The organism is uncultured Desulfosarcina sp., from assembly GCF_963664155.2.
Lineage (GTDB): Bacteria > Desulfobacterota > Desulfobacteria > Desulfobacterales > Desulfosarcinaceae > Desulfosarcina.
On record NZ_CAXXXH010000001.1, the window covers coordinates 59,487 to 78,846 of the forward strand.

Annotated in this window: 21 protein-coding genes; 15 read left to right on the forward strand and 6 right to left on the reverse strand. The window is 54.3% G+C overall.

Going from position 1 to position 19,360, the window contains the following annotated elements:
* Nucleotides 1-188: 188 nt before the first annotated feature.
* The 5 genes from ACHZBS_RS00295 to ACHZBS_RS00315 all read left to right on the forward strand — a co-directional run bounded on the left by ACHZBS_RS00295 (nt 189) and on the right by ACHZBS_RS00315 (nt 3,730).
* Nucleotides 189-731 carry a DUF4124 domain-containing protein gene (locus ACHZBS_RS00295; RefSeq protein WP_319404539.1) on the forward strand — a complete coding sequence of 181 codons (543 nt, stop codon included), beginning with the start codon at nt 189-191 and terminating at the stop codon, nt 729-731.
* Nucleotides 732-908: 177 nt separating this feature from the next.
* Nucleotides 909-2,192, forward strand: a complete 1,284-nt coding sequence (locus tag ACHZBS_RS00300) for a class II fructose-bisphosphate aldolase (protein WP_319404540.1) — start codon at nt 909-911, stop codon at nt 2,190-2,192.
* 130 nt (nt 2,193-2,322) lie between these two features.
* On the forward strand, nt 2,323-2,832 hold the full coding sequence (locus tag ACHZBS_RS00305) for an NUDIX domain-containing protein (protein WP_319404541.1): 510 nt from the start codon (nt 2,323-2,325) through the stop codon (nt 2,830-2,832).
* Nucleotides 2,833-2,935: 103 nt separating this feature from the next.
* Nucleotides 2,936-3,349, forward strand: a complete 414-nt coding sequence (locus ACHZBS_RS00310; protein ID WP_319404542.1) for a DVU0524 family FlgM-associated protein — start codon at nt 2,936-2,938, stop codon at nt 3,347-3,349.
* A gap of 96 nt (nt 3,350-3,445) precedes the next feature.
* Nucleotides 3,446-3,730, forward strand: coding sequence for a hypothetical protein (locus tag ACHZBS_RS00315; RefSeq protein ID WP_319404543.1), 285 nt, complete (start codon nt 3,446-3,448; stop codon nt 3,728-3,730).
* Between the two features lie 101 nt (nt 3,731-3,831).
* Here ACHZBS_RS00315 and mazG read toward each other — a convergent pair whose 3' ends face one another.
* Entirely contained in the window at nt 3,832-4,647 is an 816-nt protein-coding gene (mazG, locus tag ACHZBS_RS00320; RefSeq protein ID WP_319404544.1) for a nucleoside triphosphate pyrophosphohydrolase, read from the reverse strand.
* A complete protein-coding gene (locus ACHZBS_RS00325; RefSeq protein ID WP_319404545.1) occupies nt 4,632-5,156 on the reverse strand; it encodes a CvpA family protein in 525 nt (174 codons plus the stop codon). Before ACHZBS_RS00325 ends, mazG begins: the two co-directional genes overlap by 16 nt.
* A 358-nt stretch (nt 5,157-5,514) precedes the next feature.
* Here ACHZBS_RS00325 and ACHZBS_RS00330 point away from each other — a divergent pair, with 358 nt between their 5' ends.
* The 7 genes from ACHZBS_RS00330 to ACHZBS_RS00360 all read left to right on the forward strand — a co-directional run bounded on the left by ACHZBS_RS00330 (nt 5,515) and on the right by ACHZBS_RS00360 (nt 13,497).
* A complete protein-coding gene (locus ACHZBS_RS00330) occupies nt 5,515-6,498 on the forward strand; it encodes a PhoH family protein (RefSeq protein ID WP_319404546.1) in 984 nt (327 codons plus the stop codon).
* 70 nt (nt 6,499-6,568) lie between these two features.
* Nucleotides 6,569-9,010, forward strand: coding sequence for an HDIG domain-containing metalloprotein (locus tag ACHZBS_RS00335; protein ID WP_319404547.1), 2,442 nt, complete (start codon nt 6,569-6,571; stop codon nt 9,008-9,010).
* On the forward strand, nt 8,910-9,353 hold the full coding sequence (gene ybeY, locus ACHZBS_RS00340) for an rRNA maturation RNase YbeY (protein ID WP_319404548.1): 444 nt from the start codon (nt 8,910-8,912) through the stop codon (nt 9,351-9,353). The genes ACHZBS_RS00335 and ybeY overlap by 101 nt, the downstream gene beginning before the upstream one ends.
* A gap of 2 nt (nt 9,354-9,355) precedes the next feature.
* On the forward strand, nt 9,356-10,072 hold the full coding sequence (locus ACHZBS_RS00345) for a pyridoxine 5'-phosphate synthase (protein WP_319404549.1): 717 nt from the start codon (nt 9,356-9,358) through the stop codon (nt 10,070-10,072).
* A 29-nt stretch (nt 10,073-10,101) separates the two neighbouring features.
* The gene (locus ACHZBS_RS00350; protein WP_319404550.1) at nt 10,102-11,718 is read left to right on the forward strand and encodes an NAD(P)H-hydrate dehydratase; all 1,617 of its coding nucleotides are present in this window, start codon (nt 10,102-10,104) and stop codon (nt 11,716-11,718) included.
* Between the two features lie 2 nt (nt 11,719-11,720).
* A complete protein-coding gene (gene tsaE / locus ACHZBS_RS00355; RefSeq protein ID WP_319404551.1) occupies nt 11,721-12,230 on the forward strand; it encodes a tRNA (adenosine(37)-N6)-threonylcarbamoyltransferase complex ATPase subunit type 1 TsaE in 510 nt (169 codons plus the stop codon).
* A gap of 46 nt (nt 12,231-12,276) precedes the next feature.
* Nucleotides 12,277-13,497: an aspartate kinase gene (locus ACHZBS_RS00360; RefSeq protein ID WP_319404552.1), complete on the forward strand. Its 1,221-nt coding sequence runs from the start codon at nt 12,277-12,279 to the stop codon at nt 13,495-13,497.
* A gap of 337 nt (nt 13,498-13,834) precedes the next feature.
* Here the strand turns inward: ACHZBS_RS00360 and pyrF are convergent, their stop codons facing one another.
* Entirely contained in the window at nt 13,835-14,566 is a 732-nt protein-coding gene (gene pyrF / locus ACHZBS_RS00365) for an orotidine-5'-phosphate decarboxylase (RefSeq protein ID WP_319404553.1), read from the reverse strand.
* A 458-nt stretch (nt 14,567-15,024) separates the two neighbouring features.
* On the opposite strand from pyrF, the gene ACHZBS_RS00370 reads away from it, so the two are divergent.
* Nucleotides 15,025-15,765: an RNA methyltransferase gene (locus ACHZBS_RS00370; protein ID WP_319404554.1), complete on the forward strand. Its 741-nt coding sequence runs from the start codon at nt 15,025-15,027 to the stop codon at nt 15,763-15,765.
* 12 nt (nt 15,766-15,777) lie between these two features.
* Here ACHZBS_RS00370 and ACHZBS_RS00375 read toward each other — a convergent pair whose 3' ends face one another.
* Nucleotides 15,778-15,969, reverse strand: coding sequence for a hypothetical protein (locus tag ACHZBS_RS00375; protein ID WP_319404555.1), 192 nt, complete (start codon nt 15,967-15,969; stop codon nt 15,778-15,780).
* Between the two features lie 177 nt (nt 15,970-16,146).
* On the opposite strand from ACHZBS_RS00375, the gene ACHZBS_RS00380 reads away from it, so the two are divergent.
* Entirely contained in the window at nt 16,147-16,461 is a 315-nt protein-coding gene (locus ACHZBS_RS00380; RefSeq protein ID WP_319404556.1) for a DUF1232 domain-containing protein, read from the forward strand.
* A 24-nt stretch (nt 16,462-16,485) separates the two neighbouring features.
* On the opposite strand, the gene ACHZBS_RS00385 is transcribed toward ACHZBS_RS00380, so the two are convergent.
* Together ACHZBS_RS00385 and ACHZBS_RS00390 are read right to left on the reverse strand one after the other, a co-directional pair.
* Nucleotides 16,486-17,460 carry a HEAT repeat domain-containing protein gene (locus tag ACHZBS_RS00385; protein WP_319404557.1) on the reverse strand — a complete coding sequence of 325 codons (975 nt, stop codon included), beginning with the start codon at nt 17,458-17,460 and terminating at the stop codon, nt 16,486-16,488.
* A complete protein-coding gene (locus ACHZBS_RS00390; RefSeq protein WP_319404558.1) occupies nt 17,457-17,909 on the reverse strand; it encodes an NUDIX hydrolase in 453 nt (150 codons plus the stop codon). Before ACHZBS_RS00390 ends, ACHZBS_RS00385 begins: the two co-directional genes overlap by 4 nt.
* 175 nt (nt 17,910-18,084) lie before the next feature.
* On the opposite strand from ACHZBS_RS00390, the gene ACHZBS_RS00395 reads away from it, so the two are divergent.
* A complete protein-coding gene (locus ACHZBS_RS00395; protein ID WP_319404559.1) occupies nt 18,085-19,230 on the forward strand; it encodes an acyl-CoA dehydrogenase family protein in 1,146 nt (381 codons plus the stop codon).
* The last annotated feature ends 130 nt before the right edge of the window (nt 19,231-19,360 follow it).

Below are 19,360 nucleotides of genomic sequence, written 5' to 3' on the forward strand. Positions count from 1 at the left end.
TCAATCTACACAAGCCGATTTCATTGTCAAACAATAGTTCATCCCGCATCGGATTGTCCATGGATTGTTTTTGCCGCCGCGGTCGGCGCTTGACATCTCCCCGCCAACGACATTATAGTTGGTCATTCAGATGGTTACCATTCACCGTGGATATGTTTCACCTTCATCTCACAACAAAGGTCCTTTCCATGAAAAATCCAATTTTGGCATTTCTTCTGATCACCGCCCTGTTACTCGCAGCACCGGTGTACGCTGAAATCTACAAATACATCGATGAAAATGGTCAAAAACGCTGGACGGACGATATGAGCCAGGTTCCCAAGCAACAGCGACCCTCGGCCCAACGTATTGAGACTGAAAAAGAAAAGCCGGCCGACGCAATCGCCGCAGAATCGGAAAAAGCCCAGCCGGCGTCCACACCCGAAACCGAAGACGCGATTCCAAATACTGCTGAAGCCGGCCAAGCCGCTGAACTGGATCGGGATGCACTTGAAAGGGAAAAAGCAGACATAGACACCCAATACCAGCAACTGATAGAGGAACGAAAACAGCTGGAACAAATGCAGGCCGAGGATCTTAGTGCCGCTGCCCGGGCAGACCTGAATGAACGAATCTCCGCATACAACAGTAAGATGGACCAGTACGATAAACAGTTGAATACATTTAACGAAAAAGCAAGCGCCTATAATCAGAAAATAATTTCACAGAAGCAGCCAGCGCCGAGCGAATAGGCGACCGTAACCGTTACCGACACGTCGCCGCGACACAAAAAGGGAGCCCGTGACTGAATTCTATTGGTTTGGGGCTCTTGATTCCGTCAGTAAATGCTGACCCTAATCTCACTGCAAATTATTTACCACCAATCATAACCATCGCTATCACGACGAATGCGCGTGAGGAGGAAAAACATGACAACATCATCCAGTGAATTGGTAAAAGCGATTTCAGTGGGCCGTCCCCCCAATATCCAGAAACGGTTTCCCAATTCAAAGGCGCTGCTGGTCAGTGGAAAATTCATCGACCTGGGAATGATCAAAAAGAAAAACGCCATTTGCATGGCAGCCAACGGCAGGAATGCCTTTGTAATCAGAGGTGCGCTAAAAGCCGCCCAACGGGCAAATTCGGCACTGATCATAGAGATTGCCCGTTCCGAGGGGGGCGCCAGCGCCTATTGCGCGGTCAACTACTGGAATATGGCCCGAATTGTGGATGCCACGTGCAATGAACTGGGTATTACCGTTCCTGTGGCCCTGCATGCCGATCACTACGGCATTAAGAGCAAGGACGATATCCCGGATGCCAAGATCGAAATCCCCACGATGTTCGAAGCCGGCATCACCTCCATTGCCATTGACGCCTCCCACCTCCCGGACGACCAGAACCTGTTGGCCAATCTGGAGTTGAAGCCGTTTATTCCCGACTGGTCCGGATTGGAGACCGAGATTGGTGAAATCAAGGGGAAATTAGGACTGTCAACCCGGGCAGAGGCCCTTTTCCTGATTCAGGGACTCAACGCACACGGCATATTCCCCAACTGGATCGCTTTGAACAACGGAACCGTCCACGGCATCGAAGCCAGCGGCCAGGGAATCCAGGTGGCTCTCACCCAGGAGATCCACGATGCGCTGGCGGTTTACCATGTATCGGGTGCACAACACGGCACTTCCGGTAACAGTTCACAGCGGCTCAGGGAAATCGCCAATCGCACCAACACCACCAAAGCCAACGTCGCCACAGCCCTGCAAATGATCTCATGGGGACTTGAGGTCAATGATGACGGCAATGCCGCATTGGATGACAATGGCAATTTTATCAAGGTTGTCGATCAAGGTGTCTCCGAAGCCATGTGGGCAAAGATGGTGGCCTATGCAAATGAAAAGGGATGGAAGGGCGGCAACTATAAAAAGCTGAACCTGCCTTTTGAAAACAAGTTGCTGGGACTTCCCCGGGAAATCCGGGAAAGAATGGAACAACGGGTGGAATCGTTCGTTTTCAACATGCTCGTCAACGTATTCAATGCCCGCGACACGGCCGATTTGACCATTGAAGCGATTCTCGAAGCCAACAACTTCGATCCGGGACCCAAAGCGAAGCGGATTGAATCTCCGGAAGAATGGACAACGGAAAAAATCATCCGGAAGGCCGCTTTAATTGAAAGCAGCCAAGGTCCCGAAGGGGAGTTTGACGACTGATTGAGGTTGTGCACAGCTATTGTGCCGCGGAATAATGACCCCATTCAACAAACCACTGACACGTGTGTTGCCGGCGTCAGTGGTTTGTTTGTTTCAGCCTCACCCGCCCGTCAATAAATGCCGTGATCAAATGGAAAAAGAAACCCAAAAATACTGCCATTTTTGTGCATTGCCCCTTGAAAGCCGAAATATTGATGGAAGGATGCGCTTATACTGCCCCGGGTGCCGAAGGCCCATCTATGAGAACCCGGTACCGGCAGCCTGCGTGGTGCTTGTCGATGACCACAAGCGGCTCCTGCTCGTAAAACGGAGTGTGGCCCCCAAAAAGGGCATGTGGTGTCTGCCCGGCGGATTTGTGGAGTGCGGTGAAACCCCGGAACGGGCGGCCATTCGTGAACTCCATGAAGAAACCGGCCTGACGGGCCGGATAAACACCCTAATCGGCGTCACGACGAGTCCCGGCACCCTCTATACATCCATCCTGCTGATCGGATACCTGGTGACCTGTTTTTCAGGCTCACCGATGGCCGGTGACGATGCATCCGATGTCAATTTCTTTGATAACGACAAGTTGCCCGAAATCGCATTTGAAAGTCACCAATCATTTATTCGTCTTTATTATTCGTTACTTACCTCGTAATCCAAACCGCATCGCATTTTTCTGACCGAAACCGGAAAAACTTTTTTATTTTTTCCTAAAGGTTTTTTCAGGACCTGCCGATAAGGTTATCGGAGGAACCCTTATGTATATTCAAAGCTATCAAATCCATAACGTCTTGAATGTCTACCGAAGGCAGCTTAGTCAGGTGAAATCGGATCACCTGCAGCAGGTAGGCACCCACGACGCCAAATCTGACGCGGTGACGATTTCAAAAGAAGGAAAAAACCAGACGATAATGGAAAAAGTGGCCGCCAGCGTGCTCAAGAAGATTACCAATGTTGACCCCGGTTCAGATTTTGGCCAGGAGATGATCAAGCAGATTCAAAACACTGAAAAAGATCTGCATGGGGCCCAAAAGGATAATGCGTTTGTTTTTAACACCATCGTTGGCGACAATCAAAAGGAAACCCGATCCATCGCCATCGACAACTCGCAGGGGTTGATGAACCAGCTCGATGAACTGGCCAAAGCGGCGATTCACCGTAAAGCTGAATAAACCGGGTAAAAGGACCGGCCGGATACTGGTGTTGCGGAAAGGGCAAAATCACCGGAAACGGCAAACACATTTGTAGAAAACAAAGGGGGTGTTGCCATGTTAGATACAATTGGCGAATCAGCCGTCAGAACGACGACGCGTACGGAAAACAATCTGGTTGTGGAAAATAGGGATATCGCTCTTAAAAAGGTCGAAAAGGCCGTGGAAGAGAGACCCATCGAGAGCGCTCAAGAAAGTGCGAAACCTGAATCCGATGCGGAGAAAAAAACCGGTGGTTACAATGCGGATGATGAAGGCGTTTATTTTGAAAAATACGATAAACACGGGAATGTTGTATTTAGAACGCCGCCGGAACAAAAACCTATAGACGAACGCGTTTAACGGGTAAATTCCACGATGTCTGAAAGCCGGCTGCATAGCCGGCTTTTCGTGCTGTCAATAGCGTGGTCTGCCTGCAGACAATGGAAATATCGGCGTGGCCATCAGCCCACTTTATTTTTGGCCTCATCCCAGAGATTGTGCATTTCCCGCAAGGGAAGGCTGTCGATGTCCAGACCCGCTTCGATGGCCTTTTCTTCCATATAATGGAAGCGTTTTTCAAATTTATGAATAGATCGAATCAATGCGGTTTCCGGATGAATACGGGCAAACCGGGCGACATTGACCATTGAAAACAGGATGTCCCCGAATTCCATAGCCGCTCTGTCGCTTCCGGATTCCCCTTCAGGATGATTGACCTCCGTCGAAAACTCTCCCCACTCTTCCATGGTTTTGGCCATCACACCTGAAATGTCATCCCAGTCAAAACCAGTTTTGGCCGCCCGTTCGGAAACCATCGAGGCCCTAAGCAGGGCGGGCAGGCTCTGGGGGATCGAACTGAGGACCGAATGCCGCCCCGCGCCGCCCTTTTCTTCAAGCTTGATCTTATCCCAGTTCTGACTGACCTTTTCAGGGGTTTTTGCGGTAACATCCCCAAAAACATGGGGGTGTCGGCGAATCATCTTTTCTACATTTTTTTCAACTACGTCCATAAGGCCAAACGTCCCCGATTCGCTAAACAGATTGATGACAAAAAGAAGCTGGAAAAGCACATCTCCAGCCTCTTCGCAAACTGCATCCGCGTCTTTTGAAATTATGGCATCCACCAGTTCATAAACCTCTTCGACCAGGTAGCGTGCCATGGTTTCCGGTGTCTGTTTTTTATCCCACGGGCAGCCATTTTCACCTCTCAGGGTTTCAATCAACGCCTCGAGGCGCTCGATGGACCTTGAAGGGCCTGTTTTTACCGGGTCTGCCAAGATTTCTTCAATTCCTTTAATTTTATTATGAAATTTTCTTTCATTTCCTTTGAAATCACCGTTGCCATCACTTCAGAAACGGTTGACACATGCGGAGACAGCGTCGCATTTTTAATAATTCTCGCACCTTTGGGTAAAAAGGCGGTCAGGACAATAAATATCACGCAGATGACCAGTCCGCCTTTAAGCAACCCGAACAGGGCACCGCAGACCCGGTCCACCCATCCCAGGTAGGCGATATTGAGTAGATACTTAATGACAACGGCAAGAATTCCCACAAGAATCACCACAACTGAGAAAACGGCCATGTAGCTTACAATATTAAGATAAGCGGCATCGGAGATCCACGGCGAAATCAATTTGGCCACAGGAGGATAATAGGTATACGCGGCATAGAATCCACCCAGAACGCCGACGATTGAAGAGACCTCTCTGACCAGACCACGAAAAATACCACGAATCAACCCATAGGTCAGAATCGTGATAATCAAAATATCAAAAGGATTCATGAGTGTCCCTTAAATGCAGCCACACTGTTGCCCGGAGATAGCACCTGCCTTTGGGGTAAAAAGAATCGATTCGCATCGCAGGCATCCTCCGAAATAAGTAAAAATATCAATAAAAACAGATATTTTATAATTTTTTTAAATTGGTAACGTTAACAGAGCGGAATTTCCCAGTCAAGCACTTTCACCGGGGTAATTCAGGGGAATTTGGCGTTTGCATTCCCCTGAAAAGTCGGATATTTCAATGCCGACAAGGTTAGTAACTAAACCGGCCCGGCCAACAGTTTGACAAATGAACGGGGTCGATTCATACTGATCGGCGTCGAATCTCACCAACGATAGGGGAAACATCACAAACTTTATGGATGACTGCACACAGAGTAAACAAACCCGCCTGACCTTTTCCGATATTGAACTGGCTCGGCAGTTATTTGGTGAGCAGGATGGTCATCTCAAGCGCCTTGCGGATCTGTTAGCCGTTCATATTCATGCCCGAGGCAACACGGTGCATCTTAAAGGCGACGATGTAGCCGTCGATCTTTCGCGGCGGGTGTTGGAGCAACTTTATGGACTGCTGAAGGAAAAGTACCCGGTCTATCCCAATGATATTGACTATGCCTTACGCATATTGAAAGAAAACCACACCGCAGACCTGAAAAAGATATTTCTGGACACCGTTTACATCACCTCCAAAAAACGGGCTATTACCCCCAGAAACCAGAACCAGAAGGCCTACATTGAAGCGATCCGCAACTATGATATCGTCCTTGGTATCGGCCCTGCCGGTACGGGAAAAACTTACCTGGCCATGGCCATGGCCGTATCCGCACTCTCCAAAGGCACGGTCAGCCGGATCATCCTGACCCGGCCGGCTGTGGAAGCCGGCGAATCGTTGGGCTTCCTGCCGGGAGACCTGACCGACAAGGTCGATCCCTATCTCAGGCCGCTGTATGATGCGCTTCATGACATGATGCGATTTGAAAAAGTGGCCGCACTGATGCAAAACGGGGTGATCGAAGTCGCGCCTCTGGCCTTTATGAGGGGAAGAACGCTCAACGAAGCGTTTATCATCCTGGATGAAGCCCAAAACACCACCACAGAACAGATGAAAATGTTCCTAACCCGGATCGGTTTTAATTCCAAGGCTGTGGTTACGGGAGATATCACCCAGATCGACCTCCCTGCCGGCAAGTCTTCAGGGCTTGTTGAGGCCAAAGCGATTTTAACACCCATAACCGGCATACAGTTTATCCACTTTTCCAAGCAGGATGTCGTTCGTCACCGGTTGGTCCAGGATATCATCAACGCCTATGAGATACTGGAAGCCAGCCGCATAAAAAAATAAGCGTAGCGATCGATCCAATCGATGGTTCCGTCGGCAAATGGGTTAACCGACAGCACCAAGTGACCAGAAAATGATTCGTGACCGGAAAAAAAAATCCGTCGACCGTTTTTTCAACCTGAACCCCCATATCCGTTGGGCATTGCTGGTGCTCATCGTTGTCGTCTTCACAACCGGTTTGTACCCCAGCCTTGTTATCAAAAAACGTCACTATAATATCGGTGACGTCGTTAAAACCGATATCAAGGCCACCGAAGATTTTATTATTGAAGACCATGCCGCCACCGAAGCCCTTCGCCGCCAGGCAGTAGACAATGTGGTCCCCGTCTATGACCTCAATCCGAAGATCCTTAAAGGCACGGTTACCCGCCTGAACGATGCCTTCGAGCAACTGCGGTTGATATACGAGCAGGAAACCAAAAAACTGGAAACGGAATCGCGGACCTCGCCCGTCCTTCCGTCGACGCCAGCCGAGGCGCCGGTTAAACCCGCCGATGTCCCGGACCTTCCGCAGGTATCGCTTGCAGAGCGAATGCTGGCCAAGAAAAATCTACTGGAAAAAGCAATCGGCATCGAAATCAGCAGCGGGGCGTTTTCCATCCTCACCGAAAATGGGTTCGCAAAAGACATCCCCAGACTCTTGACCACCATTATTACCCAGGTCCTCTCCACCGGTGTGGCCGCGAACAAAGAGATCCTGCTGAAGGAATCGGACAGGGGTATCACTCTGCGCAATGTGGAGACCTTGACAGAAACCCATGTATTGAACCTGAAGCAGTTTTACGGCCCGGATCAGGCCAAAACCATGGTCCGGGTTGTCGCGGACCCGCTGCTTAAAGGGATGAACTATGCCCTGTTAAATCTCATGGTGGATTTTTCCCAACAATTGATCCAGCCCAATGTCACCTTGAACAGCCACGAAACGGAAGCTCGCAAAGAAGTCGCCGCCCAGCAGATCAAACCGGTCCTTTACATGATTAAAAAAGGGGAAATGCTGCTTCGGGAAGGTGAGCGGGTCACCCCCCTGCAGCTTCGCAAACTCGTGGCAATGGAAGCTCAGGCCGATGCCCACCAGGTACCTCTTGCCGGGTCCGGCGCCGTGGCTCTGCTGACCGCTATATTGATCATTCAATACCACGTCCGGCTCAAACGGCGGATGGAATTTGCCAACACCGGCAACAAGGACCTGCTCTTTCTCTCGTGCATCATGGTGTCATTTATCATCGTGGTGAAAATTTCCACCACCCTTCCTGATGCATGGTTTCTCGGCCTGCCCCTATCCCGCCCGGCATCTGCAGTGGGCTTCGGCATCCCCCTTGCCGCCGGCGCCATGATCGTCTGTCTGTTCATGGGCCGGGAAACCGCTCTGATCTTTGCCCTGGCCCTGGCGCTATGCACATCCATGCTGCTTCAAGGAGGCCTGGAGACGTTCATCTATTTCATCTTGAGCTGCACCATGGCATCCTGGTGGCTTCAGGATTGCCGGGAGAGAAAAATCATCATCAAGACCGGCGCCAAACTGGGACTACTCAATGCCTTTCTGGCTGTTGTCATTGATGTTTACCTGGGTACCGCCTCATGGGCTGTGCTGCCCTTTGACGTGACCGTGGCCTTTTTAGGAGGAATCGGTGCCGGAATCATCACCGCGGGCATGGCACCGGTGGTGGAAATGGTGTTTCACTACACCACCGACATCACCCTGCTGGAACTGGCTAACCTGGACCGGCCCATCCTGCGCCGGCTGATGCTGGAGGCGCCGGGTACCTACCACCACTCCATGATTGTCGGATCGCTGGTGGAAGCAGCCGCCGCCGAAATTGGTGCCAACCCCATCCTTGCCAAAGTGTGCGGGTACTATCATGACATCGGCAAGTTGAAACAGCCCCTTTATTTCATTGAAAATCAATCGGACGGCAGGAACAAACACGACAAGCTGGCCCCGTCCATGTCTGCCCTGATCCTGATCGCCCACGTAAAAAACGGTGTTGAAATCGCCCGTGAGCACAAACTGGGGCAAGTGATTATCGACACCACCCAGCAGCACCACGGTACCAGCCTGATCAGTTATTTTTATGAAAAAGCGAAATCCGTTAAAGGAGAGGATGCGGTCAACATCGACGATTTCAGATATCCAGGACCACGTCCCCAGACCCGTGAGGCCGGCCTGGTCATGCTGGCGGATGTCGTGGAAGCGGCTTCACGCACCCTTGAAAACCCGACCCCGTCACGAATTCAGGGACTGGTGCAGAACCTGATCAACAAAATTTTTTCCGATGGCCAATTGGACTATTGTGAACTGACTTTAAAGGACCTTCACCGGATCGCCAGAAGCTTCAACAAGATCTTGAATGGCATCCACCACCACCGGGTAGAATACCAGGACAGCGCCTATATGACTTCCGGAAAGGCAAAAAATGGAAGTGCTGATCGAAAACCGGCAAAACCGCCACAGGCTGCCAAAGCAAAAGATTCAGAGGACAGCCAGGCGCATTTTAAACGCCTTGGGCTATCCTGATGCCCAACTGTCCATTCTGATCGTTGATGACGATCAAATTGCGGAATTAAACGCGGCCTATTTGGATCACCCAGGCCCAACCAACGTCATCTCCTTTCCCATGCAGGAGGGCCCGTTCTCCGGCATTACCCCGGACCTTCTGGGCGATGTGGTGATTTCTGCGGACACGGCCCATTTGGAAGCCATTGAAGCCGGCATGGAAATGGCGGAGCGTTTCAACCAACTATTGATTCATGGAATTCTTCATCTGACAGGCTACGATCACGTCAATTCGGAGGAAGAGGCGGCAATGATGGAACAGAAGAGCAACGAACTCATTGAACTGATTCGCAAGGAGGATTGAACATGGCCGGTCTGGCAGTGAATATCGATCATATCGCCACGTTGAGGGAAGCCAGAAAAACGAACTATCCGGATCCGATTGCAGCCGCCGTAATAGCTGAACTGGCTGGAGCCGACGGCATCGTCTGCCATTTGCGGGAAGACCGGCGGCATGTTCAGGACCGCGATGTCCGGCTGCTTCGCAAGGTGGTCCAATCCAAGCTGATCCTGGAGATGGCAGCCACCTCGGAGATGGTGGGTATTGCCCTGGATGTGCGGCCCGATTTAGTTACCCTGGTTCCCGAAACCCGCGAGGAGGTCACCACCGAAGGCGGGATGGACCTGATTGTTCACAACAACATTGGCGAGACCATTGGCGCCCTGCAGAATAATGGTATCCCCGTGAGCATCTTCATCGATCCGGAGCCGGAGCAGATCAAGCTGGCTCACCAGGCCGGTGCAAACATGATCGAAATCCATACCGGGGTATTCTGTGAAGCCACCGGCAGCGCCAAACGCAGGCAGGCCTTCGCGAAGATCGTGGATGCCGCCAAACTGGCCAAAAAGCTCAAACTGGGCGTCAATGCCGGTCATGGCCTATGCTACCAGACCATCAAGGTCTTTACAGGGTTGTCGGAAATCGATGAGTACAGCATTGGCCACAGCATTGTTTCACGAGCCGCCCTGGTAGGAATGGACCGGGCGGTAAGGGAAATGCGCGAAATGATCAACCACCTTTAGAAGCTTCGCAGAAGCATCAGGGAGAAAAAATGTATCTGGTCACTGCAGATGAAATGCAGCGGATGGATCGAGCAACCATCGAATCGTTCGGTATTCCGGGCCGCGTATTGATGGAAAATGCCGGCCGGGGGGCGACGGATTTTTTTCTGGAAGCGGTTTACCGAGACCATCCCGGCAACGTGGGCATTGCCGCCGGTCGCGGTAACAACGGCGGCGACGGATTTGTCATGGCTCGGTATCTTCGCCAGAAAGGCATCCCGGCAACCGTGTTCCTGCTTTCGGAAAGGGACCGGATCAAAGGGGATGCCGCTGCCAACCTGAAACTGCTGGACGCCATGGGCGTGCCGGTGGTGGAATTGGTCGAGACTGCGGCATTGGAATCCCGACAGTCGCTGATGCGCCACCAACACACATGGATCGATGCAATCCTGGGGACGGGTCTCACATCGGAGGTAAGGGGATTTTTCAGAACGGCAATCGATTTCATTAACCAGCAGCGCCGACCTGTTTTTGCCGTGGATATCGCCTCGGGTCTCAACGCAGACACCGGGCAGGTCTGCGGCGTCTGTATCGAGGCCGCCGCCACCGCCACCTTTGGTTTTCCCAAGATCGGCCACCTGTGCTATCCGGGAAGAATCCTCACCGGTCGGTTGAACATCATCGATATCGGCATCCCCCCGCACGTTGCCGCGACGATAAGCTGCCGGCAGCGGCTCATCACGCCGGGCACATTGAAAAAAGAAATACCTCAACGGTCGGCAGCGGCCCACAAAGGTCACACCGGCCATCTGTTGATCCTTGCCGGTTCTCCCGGAAAAACAGGGGCCGCCGCCATGACCGCCATGGCAGCCATGCGCGCGGGCGCGGGATTGGTGACGCTGGGGATACCAAAATCGCTGAACCCGGTGCTGGAAACCATGGTCACGGAAGCCATGACCGTCGGAATGCCTGAAACAGCGGAAGGTGCCCTGAATGAATCGGCCCACGAAGCCGTCATCTCTCTGATTAAGGGAAAGCACTGCCTGGCCATAGGACCGGGGTTAGGGATCCACGGATCGACGGGCCGGTTGGTGAAGCGATTGATCCAGGAAAGCCCGGTTCCCATGGTTATCGACGCGGACGGCCTTAACCTGATCGCCGAAGATCCAACCGTGCTTTCCAAACGACGGTCTCCCATCGTACTCACACCCCACCCCGGAGAGATGGCCCGGCTCAGCGGCCATTCACCCGCTGACATCCAAAAAGACCGTGTCGGCCACGCACGATCCTTTGCCGAACGCCATCAGGTACACATCGCGCTCAAGGGGGCGGCCACGGTGGTCGCCCGGCCAGACGGAACCGTATTCGTCAATTCCACCGGCAACCCGGGTATGGCCGCCGGCGGGATGGGAGATGTACTCACCGGTCTGATTGCCGGTCTGATTACCCAGGGGATGGAAGCCGGCGCTGCCGCCCAAACCGGGGTGTATCTCCATGGATTGGCTGCAGACCGGCTGGCCCAAAATAAGGCGCCGGTTGGCTATTTGGCCAGTGAAGTAATGAATGCCCTTCCTGAGGCGATGGACGAACTTCTCACCGGTGGAGACAACCTTCACTGGCCCAAATGGGATCACCTGTTCAACCCGACAGACCCTATCAGGAAATGATGGTGACCCCCGCAAGCCAAACTGACGGGAACGTCCGAAAGGTTGAAACCCAGGCACGCGACGAAACCGTCGCTCTGGGCCACACGCTGGGCCGACGATTGAATCACGGTCTTGTCATTTTATTGTTCGGTGATCTGGGCAGCGGAAAAACGGCTTTTGCCCAGGGTCTTGCCCGAGGGCTGGAGGTTCCCGCATCCTTCGTCGTTACCAGCCCCACATATACCCTGGTCAACGAATACCCCGGCAGGCTGCCTTTTTATCATGTGGACCTCTACCGCTTGCCGGAACCTGCGGACCCGGATGAAATCGGGCTTCTCGATCTTTTCGGCGAAGACGGCATCGTCGCGGTCGAATGGGCCCAGCGGCTTCACCCGGCAGACCGGCCGACCTGCCGTCTGGAGCTGTTCTTTACCGTCACCGGCGATACCGTCCGGTCAATCCGTATAATTGCATATGGACTTGACCCATCGGATCTGCTAAAGGACATCGACATTTGCTCATTCCCTCCATAGAGACTTGATATTGATACCGATTGTTAACCGGTGAAGGTGAAAAATTATGGCATTGATCGTTCAGAAATTCGGCGGCACGTCGGTAGCCGACACCCAGAGAATCCGCAACGTCGCCAATCGTGTGGTAAAAACCCATGATCAGGGAAACGATGTGGTGGTAATCCTGTCCGCCATGGCCGGAGTAACCGATCGCCTTATCGGTCTGGCCAACGAAGCGACGGAAATACCGGACCGGCGTGAGCTGGATGTGCTGCTGGCCACCGGCGAGCAGACAACCGCTGCGCTGCTGGCCATGATGCTTAAAGGCATGGGCTACCCGGCACAGTCACTTCTGGGGCACCAGGCCGAAGTGGTCACTGACTGCGAATACGGTAACGCCCGCATCCTTGAAATCGGGACCAACCGGATCAAGCGCCTGCTGGCGGACAGGAACATCGTCGTTGTGGCCGGCTTCCAAGGGACCGACATCAAGGGCAACATCACCACGCTGGGCCGCGGCGGGTCGGATACGTCGGCGGTGGCCATCGCTGCCGCATTGAACGCCGATGTTTGTGAGATTTATACGGATGTGGACGGCATTTACACGGCGGATCCGAATATCTGCCCGCGGGCGAGGAAAATAAAAGAGATCTCATACGATGAGATGCTGAACATGGCCAGCCTCGGTGCAAAAGTTCTGCAGATCCGCTCGGTGGGATTTGCCAAGAAGTACAATATCCCTGTGCATGTCCGATCATCATTTTCAGAGGAGGAAGGCACCATGGTTGTACAGGAAGATTCCGTCATGGAGCAGCTGGTTGTTTCCGGAGTAACCCATGATCTTAGCCAGGCCCGCATTACCCTGAAAAAGGTTCCGGACCAGCCTGGAATCGCGGCAAAGATATTCTCACCCATCGCCGAAGCCGGCATTCTGGTGGACATGATCATCCAGAACACCCGTGCCGCCGGTCAGACGGACCTGACCTTCACCGTACCCAAGGCGGATTATAAACGGGCCTTGGAGATGCAGCAGCGATTGGCGGAAAAAATCGGGACGGAGGATGTGCTTGGCGATCCCAACATTGCCAAGGTATCCGTCATCGGTGTGGGCATGAAAAACCATTCCGGTGTGGCCTCGCTGATGTTCAATGCCCTGGCCCGGGAGAACATCAACATCATCATGATCAGCACCTCCGAGATCCGCATCTCCTGCGTCATCGAAGAGAAGTACGCCGAACTGGCGGTCAGGGTCCTGCATACGGCCTTCGGACTGGACAGAGAAGATTAGCAGCCAACACGCAACCGGAACAACAGCGACTGAATGAAGCGCTTCTCACCCGATCAGATCCGTTTTGTTATCGTGGCCTGCACCGTGGTGCTGGCTATTGCCTTGTGGCGGTATTCAGCTGTTTAGGCAGAAGGCCGTTTTCCCGAATGGTCAGTTACGCCCGTAGTGCAACCTGGCCGACAGACTATATTTGGACGCACACCCACGACTGTTCATTCAGAAATGTTGGCTTGTGGCCCAGATCGAGGCCGCAGGTTTTTAGAAACCGCAGGCGTAGCAGCGCTACGTCGAGGATTTCCAAAATACGAGAACACAGAGCCGGGCTGCAAAATGACATTTATGGGTGGACAGTCAATGCCTCCTGAATCTCCGCAGCTATGGCCCGTGCAGCTGCCCGGGGATCAGCAGCATCCCGTATAGGCCTGCCGATAACCAGATAATCGGAACCCCGGAGAATGGCCATGGCCGGCGTGACGATTCGTGACTGGTCGTCAGCTATGACCCCACCGTCAACCGGGCGGATGCCGGGCGTCACCGCCTGGAAGCCATCGCCAAAAACCGCCTTGATGCCTTGGACTTCCCGGCCGGAGCAGACAATTCCGCCGCAGCCGGCGTCCCTGGCCATAGCCGCCTTTTTCATCACCAACTGCTGAAGATCCTTTGAATACGGCTCCCGGTAGCCTGCCTCGGCCACATCGGCCGGAGAAACGCTGGTCAGCACGGTGACCCCGAGCACATTGACGCGTCCTCCGGCCCCTTCCACGGCGGCCTCGAGCATCGCCCGGCTCTCCCCGCAGTGGACCGTAGCGAAAAAAACACCCAACTCGGCCACCTGGGCCATGGCCCGCTTGACGGTAATCGGGATATCGTGAAGCTTCAAGTCCAGAAACACCTTTGCGCTGCCCGTCTGCAGAATCCAGCGGACCAGTTCCGGTCCCGATCGGATGAACAGTTCAAGGCCGACCTTGAACATGCCCACATCGTCTGCAAGACAGGAAACCAGCGTCTTGGCCGCCTCGGGACTGGGTACATCGAGGGGAAAAACAATATAATCTTTGGCTGCTTTCATACTTTTTCCTTAGGCCCGCCCCCGTTGCAGGATTATGGCTGGGGATGGTGCCCGCGCCACCTTAACGATCAACCCGCCTGCACCATCTTCACCGCAGCTCATTTATTAGTCGCCTGACGAGTTTTTAAAATTCGGCAGGTGATCATCTGATTCCCAGACAATTAATGTATTTTTGGTTAGTGTTCATTACCTGAAAATCGCCAAACGTTAAAGGCTTTGTTGCCCAATCCGGCAAAAGCTGTCCATGCACAGCGAACGACCAGCCGTGGAGAGATTGTCATCCTCTTCCCGGGCAGCCCCACCTCTCCAGCTTTTTCCGGGTTCATGTGGCGTTGACACGCGGCCGTGAACTATGCCATTTTCATCGCCAGCTTTTTGACGAATCGTCGAAAACGAGCCGGTGAAAAAAATAGCCGTTTGCGGCCGTGGAGTCGGCTTTCGTATCATCGAGGAACGGAATGGATAATATCAGCATTGTTCTCGTGGAACCCCAGGGGCCGATCAATGTGGGGTCGGTGTGCCGCTGCATGATGAATTTCGGCTGCTCAGACCTTCGTCTGGTAACCCCCTGCTGCGCATACCGGTCACTGGAGGCCCGGCGGATGGCACTTAAGGCGGAATCGATGTTAAGCCGTGCGCCGGTTTTCCCGAACCTGCAACGGGCTCTGGCCGACTGCCACCTGGCCTTCGGCACCACCCGCCGGTTCGGAAAATATCGTGAGGATTTTTTAACCCCGGAACAGGGGGCCGCTCATGCGCTGTCTCAATCGCCAAACAGCCGGGTAGCCTTCGTATTCGGTCGGGAAGATCGGGGCCTTCACACCAGCGAACTGGACCTGTGCCAGTTTTTCGTGACCATTCCCACCGACAACGCCTATCCCTCCATGAATCTGTCGCATGCGGTCTCTCTGTTGCTTTACGAACTTCGCAAAGGGACAATGGATGTCGCCAGGGTTTCCAATGACGACCAGATACCGGCACAGGCCGTCGATGTGGAGAATATGTTTCAGCACATGCGCCGGACACTGCTGGCGGCCGAGTACCTGGACCCCCAGAACCCGGACCATGTCCTGCGGACGTTTCGGCGGCTGTTCGGCCGAACCGGCCTCAATGACCGGGAGGTACGCATCCTGCAAGGGCTATGGAGCCGGATTGACTGGATCGAAGGGGAACGGAAGCGGCTGTCAGGAAGAACGTAAAAATGGTATCGATCATGCCAGTTTGAAGGCCACCACCACCAGACCCACAACGATACTGATGATAAAGAAAAAGGTTTCATTGTTGCGCATGGCGTCCACCAGGGTTCCCCCGGTGCGTTTCACTTCAGAGTATGCAGACAAAAAGGCCAGGCCCATGATCAGCCAGAAAACCAGAACGGTCAGTATCAGCGTCTGTGTGTTCATCCCTTCGACCTCCTGAAACGGTTTGGATATCAAAAGCCCCATTTAAAAGGAAAGTCGGCCGATTGTCAAAATGAAAAGGGACCCCCGCAATGAAGGGATGAAAGAAGGGAAAACCATGGTTCCGAAACGAAGATCCAACGAATAGAGCGGGACAAAAGCCATTCTTCAGGTGTTCACATGCAAAGCCCCACGTCCTCCAAAATAAACCTGCTCAAACGCATCGCCGAAGACCTGCGCCTGCTGGCGATGCTTATCCGTGATTACGGAAGGGGGCGCTACCGCAACGTTTCCCCGGTTTCAGGCATCATCTTTTTCCTGGCAGTGGCCTACCTGCTGATTCCCGTCGATCTGATCAGCGATTTCATCCCCGGTCTGGGGCAGTTGGACGATGCGGCATTTCTCCTGGCCTGCCTTTATTTTCTTGAAAAGGATCTCTACCGCTATAAGGAGTGGAAGGACAGGCTCCCCCGCGATGAAGGGCATTCGGATTGACCGCCACCCTATTCGTAAAGGGTATCAGTTGAGTTTTTCGATGGCTTCCAAGGCCGCCGATCGAACTTCTTCGTCGTAGTCACCTGCAGCCACGGTCGATAAAAACGGCAGTGCCGCCTTGTTTCCCGACTCTCCCATCACATGAATCAGATCCCCTTTGACCATGTCATCCGCATCCGCAAAAAGCGCCATCAACGGTTCGACAACCCCGACGGCCAGGCCCGGAGCAAGCCCTGCCAGGGTTTCGAATGACACCATGGCCCCCAATCGCACGGACCATCGCGGGTGGACCAGCAGGTCGACAAAGGAGGGGAAAATCTTTCCGCGTTCGGCCATCATCCTGGCCACGCCCTCGGCATCGCCGGCTTCGATCATGCTTCTCAGGGCCTCGGCACCCAGGCCGACCGGATCCCGGTCCAGCATCAGGGTGACCAACTCACCGGCATCCACAGATCCGGTCCAACGGAACTGGTCGTCCAGGATCACCGTGGGTGCGGCAGTGACGCGGTCCTTTTGGGCTGCGTCAGGGAACAGTTCGCCGTCGATGACGGTTACCCGGACTCGGTCGCTGCAACCGGCAAGGCCCAGCAGGATGGATACGGCCGTCGGACAGAAGGGGCAGTGGGGGGTGGTATAAATCTTGACCAAGGCCGGGGCTCGCAGCTGCGCCAGCCGCTGCCGTACGTCCGGGGCGATGCGATCCGCGAACGCGCTGTCATCGCCCAATACGGCCAGAAACGGCTCCAGTTCCCGGTCCAACGGCAGGGCCTGATAGCCCACATGGCTGCCAATGAACAGGGTAGGCAGGGAAACCATCGCATCGCCGTCTTTTTTCGTCCGGACACGGGGTACCAGATCGCCCACCTGGTCGAGAAAAGATTGGAATCTGTCATCCATCGAATGACCGGTTGTCGCATATCGGAGTGTGATGTCGCCATCACCTTCCCTGCCCCATTGCCGTATCCGTTCTTTGTCGTTGTCAGTAATGGCTGTCATCATACCTGTTTTCCAAAATTGAATTTTTCCGCAAGCAGGCGGCGGGTGGCAGGATTCACCGGCAACCGCCCCAACTCCGACTCTTTTATCCACCGGGCATCAGCGGCATCGTCTCCTGCCCGGGGCACACCGCTCACATAGTCGGCAGCCAGATCCACGATCACATAATGAAACCTCACCGCGCCGTGGCTGTCGCGTTCAATGGCATCAAAGACAAGAATCGGATCTCCGGCCCGGATCATCACGCCGGTCTCCTCGAGAATCTCCCGTTCGGCCGCCGCCTGAAGTGTTTCCCCCAGACGCACACTACCGCCGGGGATAGCCCACGTGCCCCGGGAGGGAGAATGGCCTCGCAGAACCAGCAGCACGGCATCGTCCTTGAAAACCACCGCTCCCACGGCCGGTCGGGGCGCGTCAGGATATTTTCGGGATCTCGCAGGCTGATTTTTCATGATCTCTCTGCCGGTGAATGCCATTACGTAAAACCGGTGGTATCACCATTTGCCGGTTCCTTCAATTTGAAATTGGGCTGCCGGACGATGGGGGGTCATTGACGCACCCGGCAAATTCTGATAGCTGCAACAGCGTCCATCAACCCAAGGGTTGTCAACCAGGATCAGACATCTTATGGAAATGCTGCTGGAAGAAAAACATCGCACCCTTCGGCAGTCAGTACGCCGGTTCTGCGATCGGGAGCTTCGACCGATTGCCGCGCAGATCGATCAGGAGGCCCGCTTCCCCTGGGAAGTGATCCAAAAAATGGGTGCGCTGGGCTATTTCGGCATCCAGGTCCCAAAAACGCTGGGCGGCGCCGGCCTGGACGCCGTCAGCTATGCCATCGCCATCGAAGAAATTTCGAGGGTCAGCGCCGCCATCGGCTTGTGCCTCTCCGTCCACAACAGCGTAGCCGTCTACCCCATCATGGCCTTCGGCAGCCAGGCGCAGATCGACCAATGGGTTCCTCCCCTGGCCCGGGGAGAAAAAATCGGTGCTTTCTGCCTCACCGAGCCCAATGCCGGCTCCGATGCCGGCGGAATCGAAGCCACGGCTCGGTCCGATGGGGATACTTACGTGGTCAACGCCAATAAAGTTTTTGTGACCAACGGCGGCATCGCCGACGTCTGCCTGATTTTCTGCCGAACGGATCCGGCGGCAGGACGACGGGGCATCAGCGTGGTGGTGGCCGAGCGGGGTACAGACGGTTTTGTGGTGGGAGACCTGGAAGACCTTTGCGGCATGCGGGCCAACCCGGTTTGCTCCATCCGCCTGAACGACTGCCGGGTGCCCAGAGCAAACCTGCTGGCCAGGGAAGGCATGGGCCTCAAAATAGGCCTGGCCGCGCTGGACACCGGGCGCATGGGCATCGGCGCACAGGCGGTGGGAATTGCCCAGGCGGCTCTGGAAGAAGCGGTACGCTATGCCCGGCAGCGGCAGCAGTTCGGAGTGCCCATCGAACGTCACCAGGCGATCCAGACCATGATCGCCGACATGGCCACCGGGGTGGATGCCGCCCGGCTCATGGTTTATCGGGCTGCAGCACGTAAAGACAGGCGTCTGCCCTTTTCCAGGGAGTCGGCCATGGCCAAGCTGTTCGCCTCCGAAACGGCCACCCGCGTAACGGATATGGCAGTCCAGATCCACGGCGGCTATGGATACAGCAAATCCTACCCCGTAGAGCGCTACTACCGGGATGCACGGGTCACCCGTATCTATGAAGGCACATCAGAGATTCATCGCATGGTCATTGCCAAAAGCGTATTGGATGGCGTTTAACGGGAAAAACCATGACGGAAGCTGAATGGTCCCGTTAAAATGCCAGGCGAGGGATGAAAACAGGCCCTCAATCCAAAGAACTAGCAATTCCGGGATAATCGCTTGTCATCCAGGCGCTACGCATAGGAGA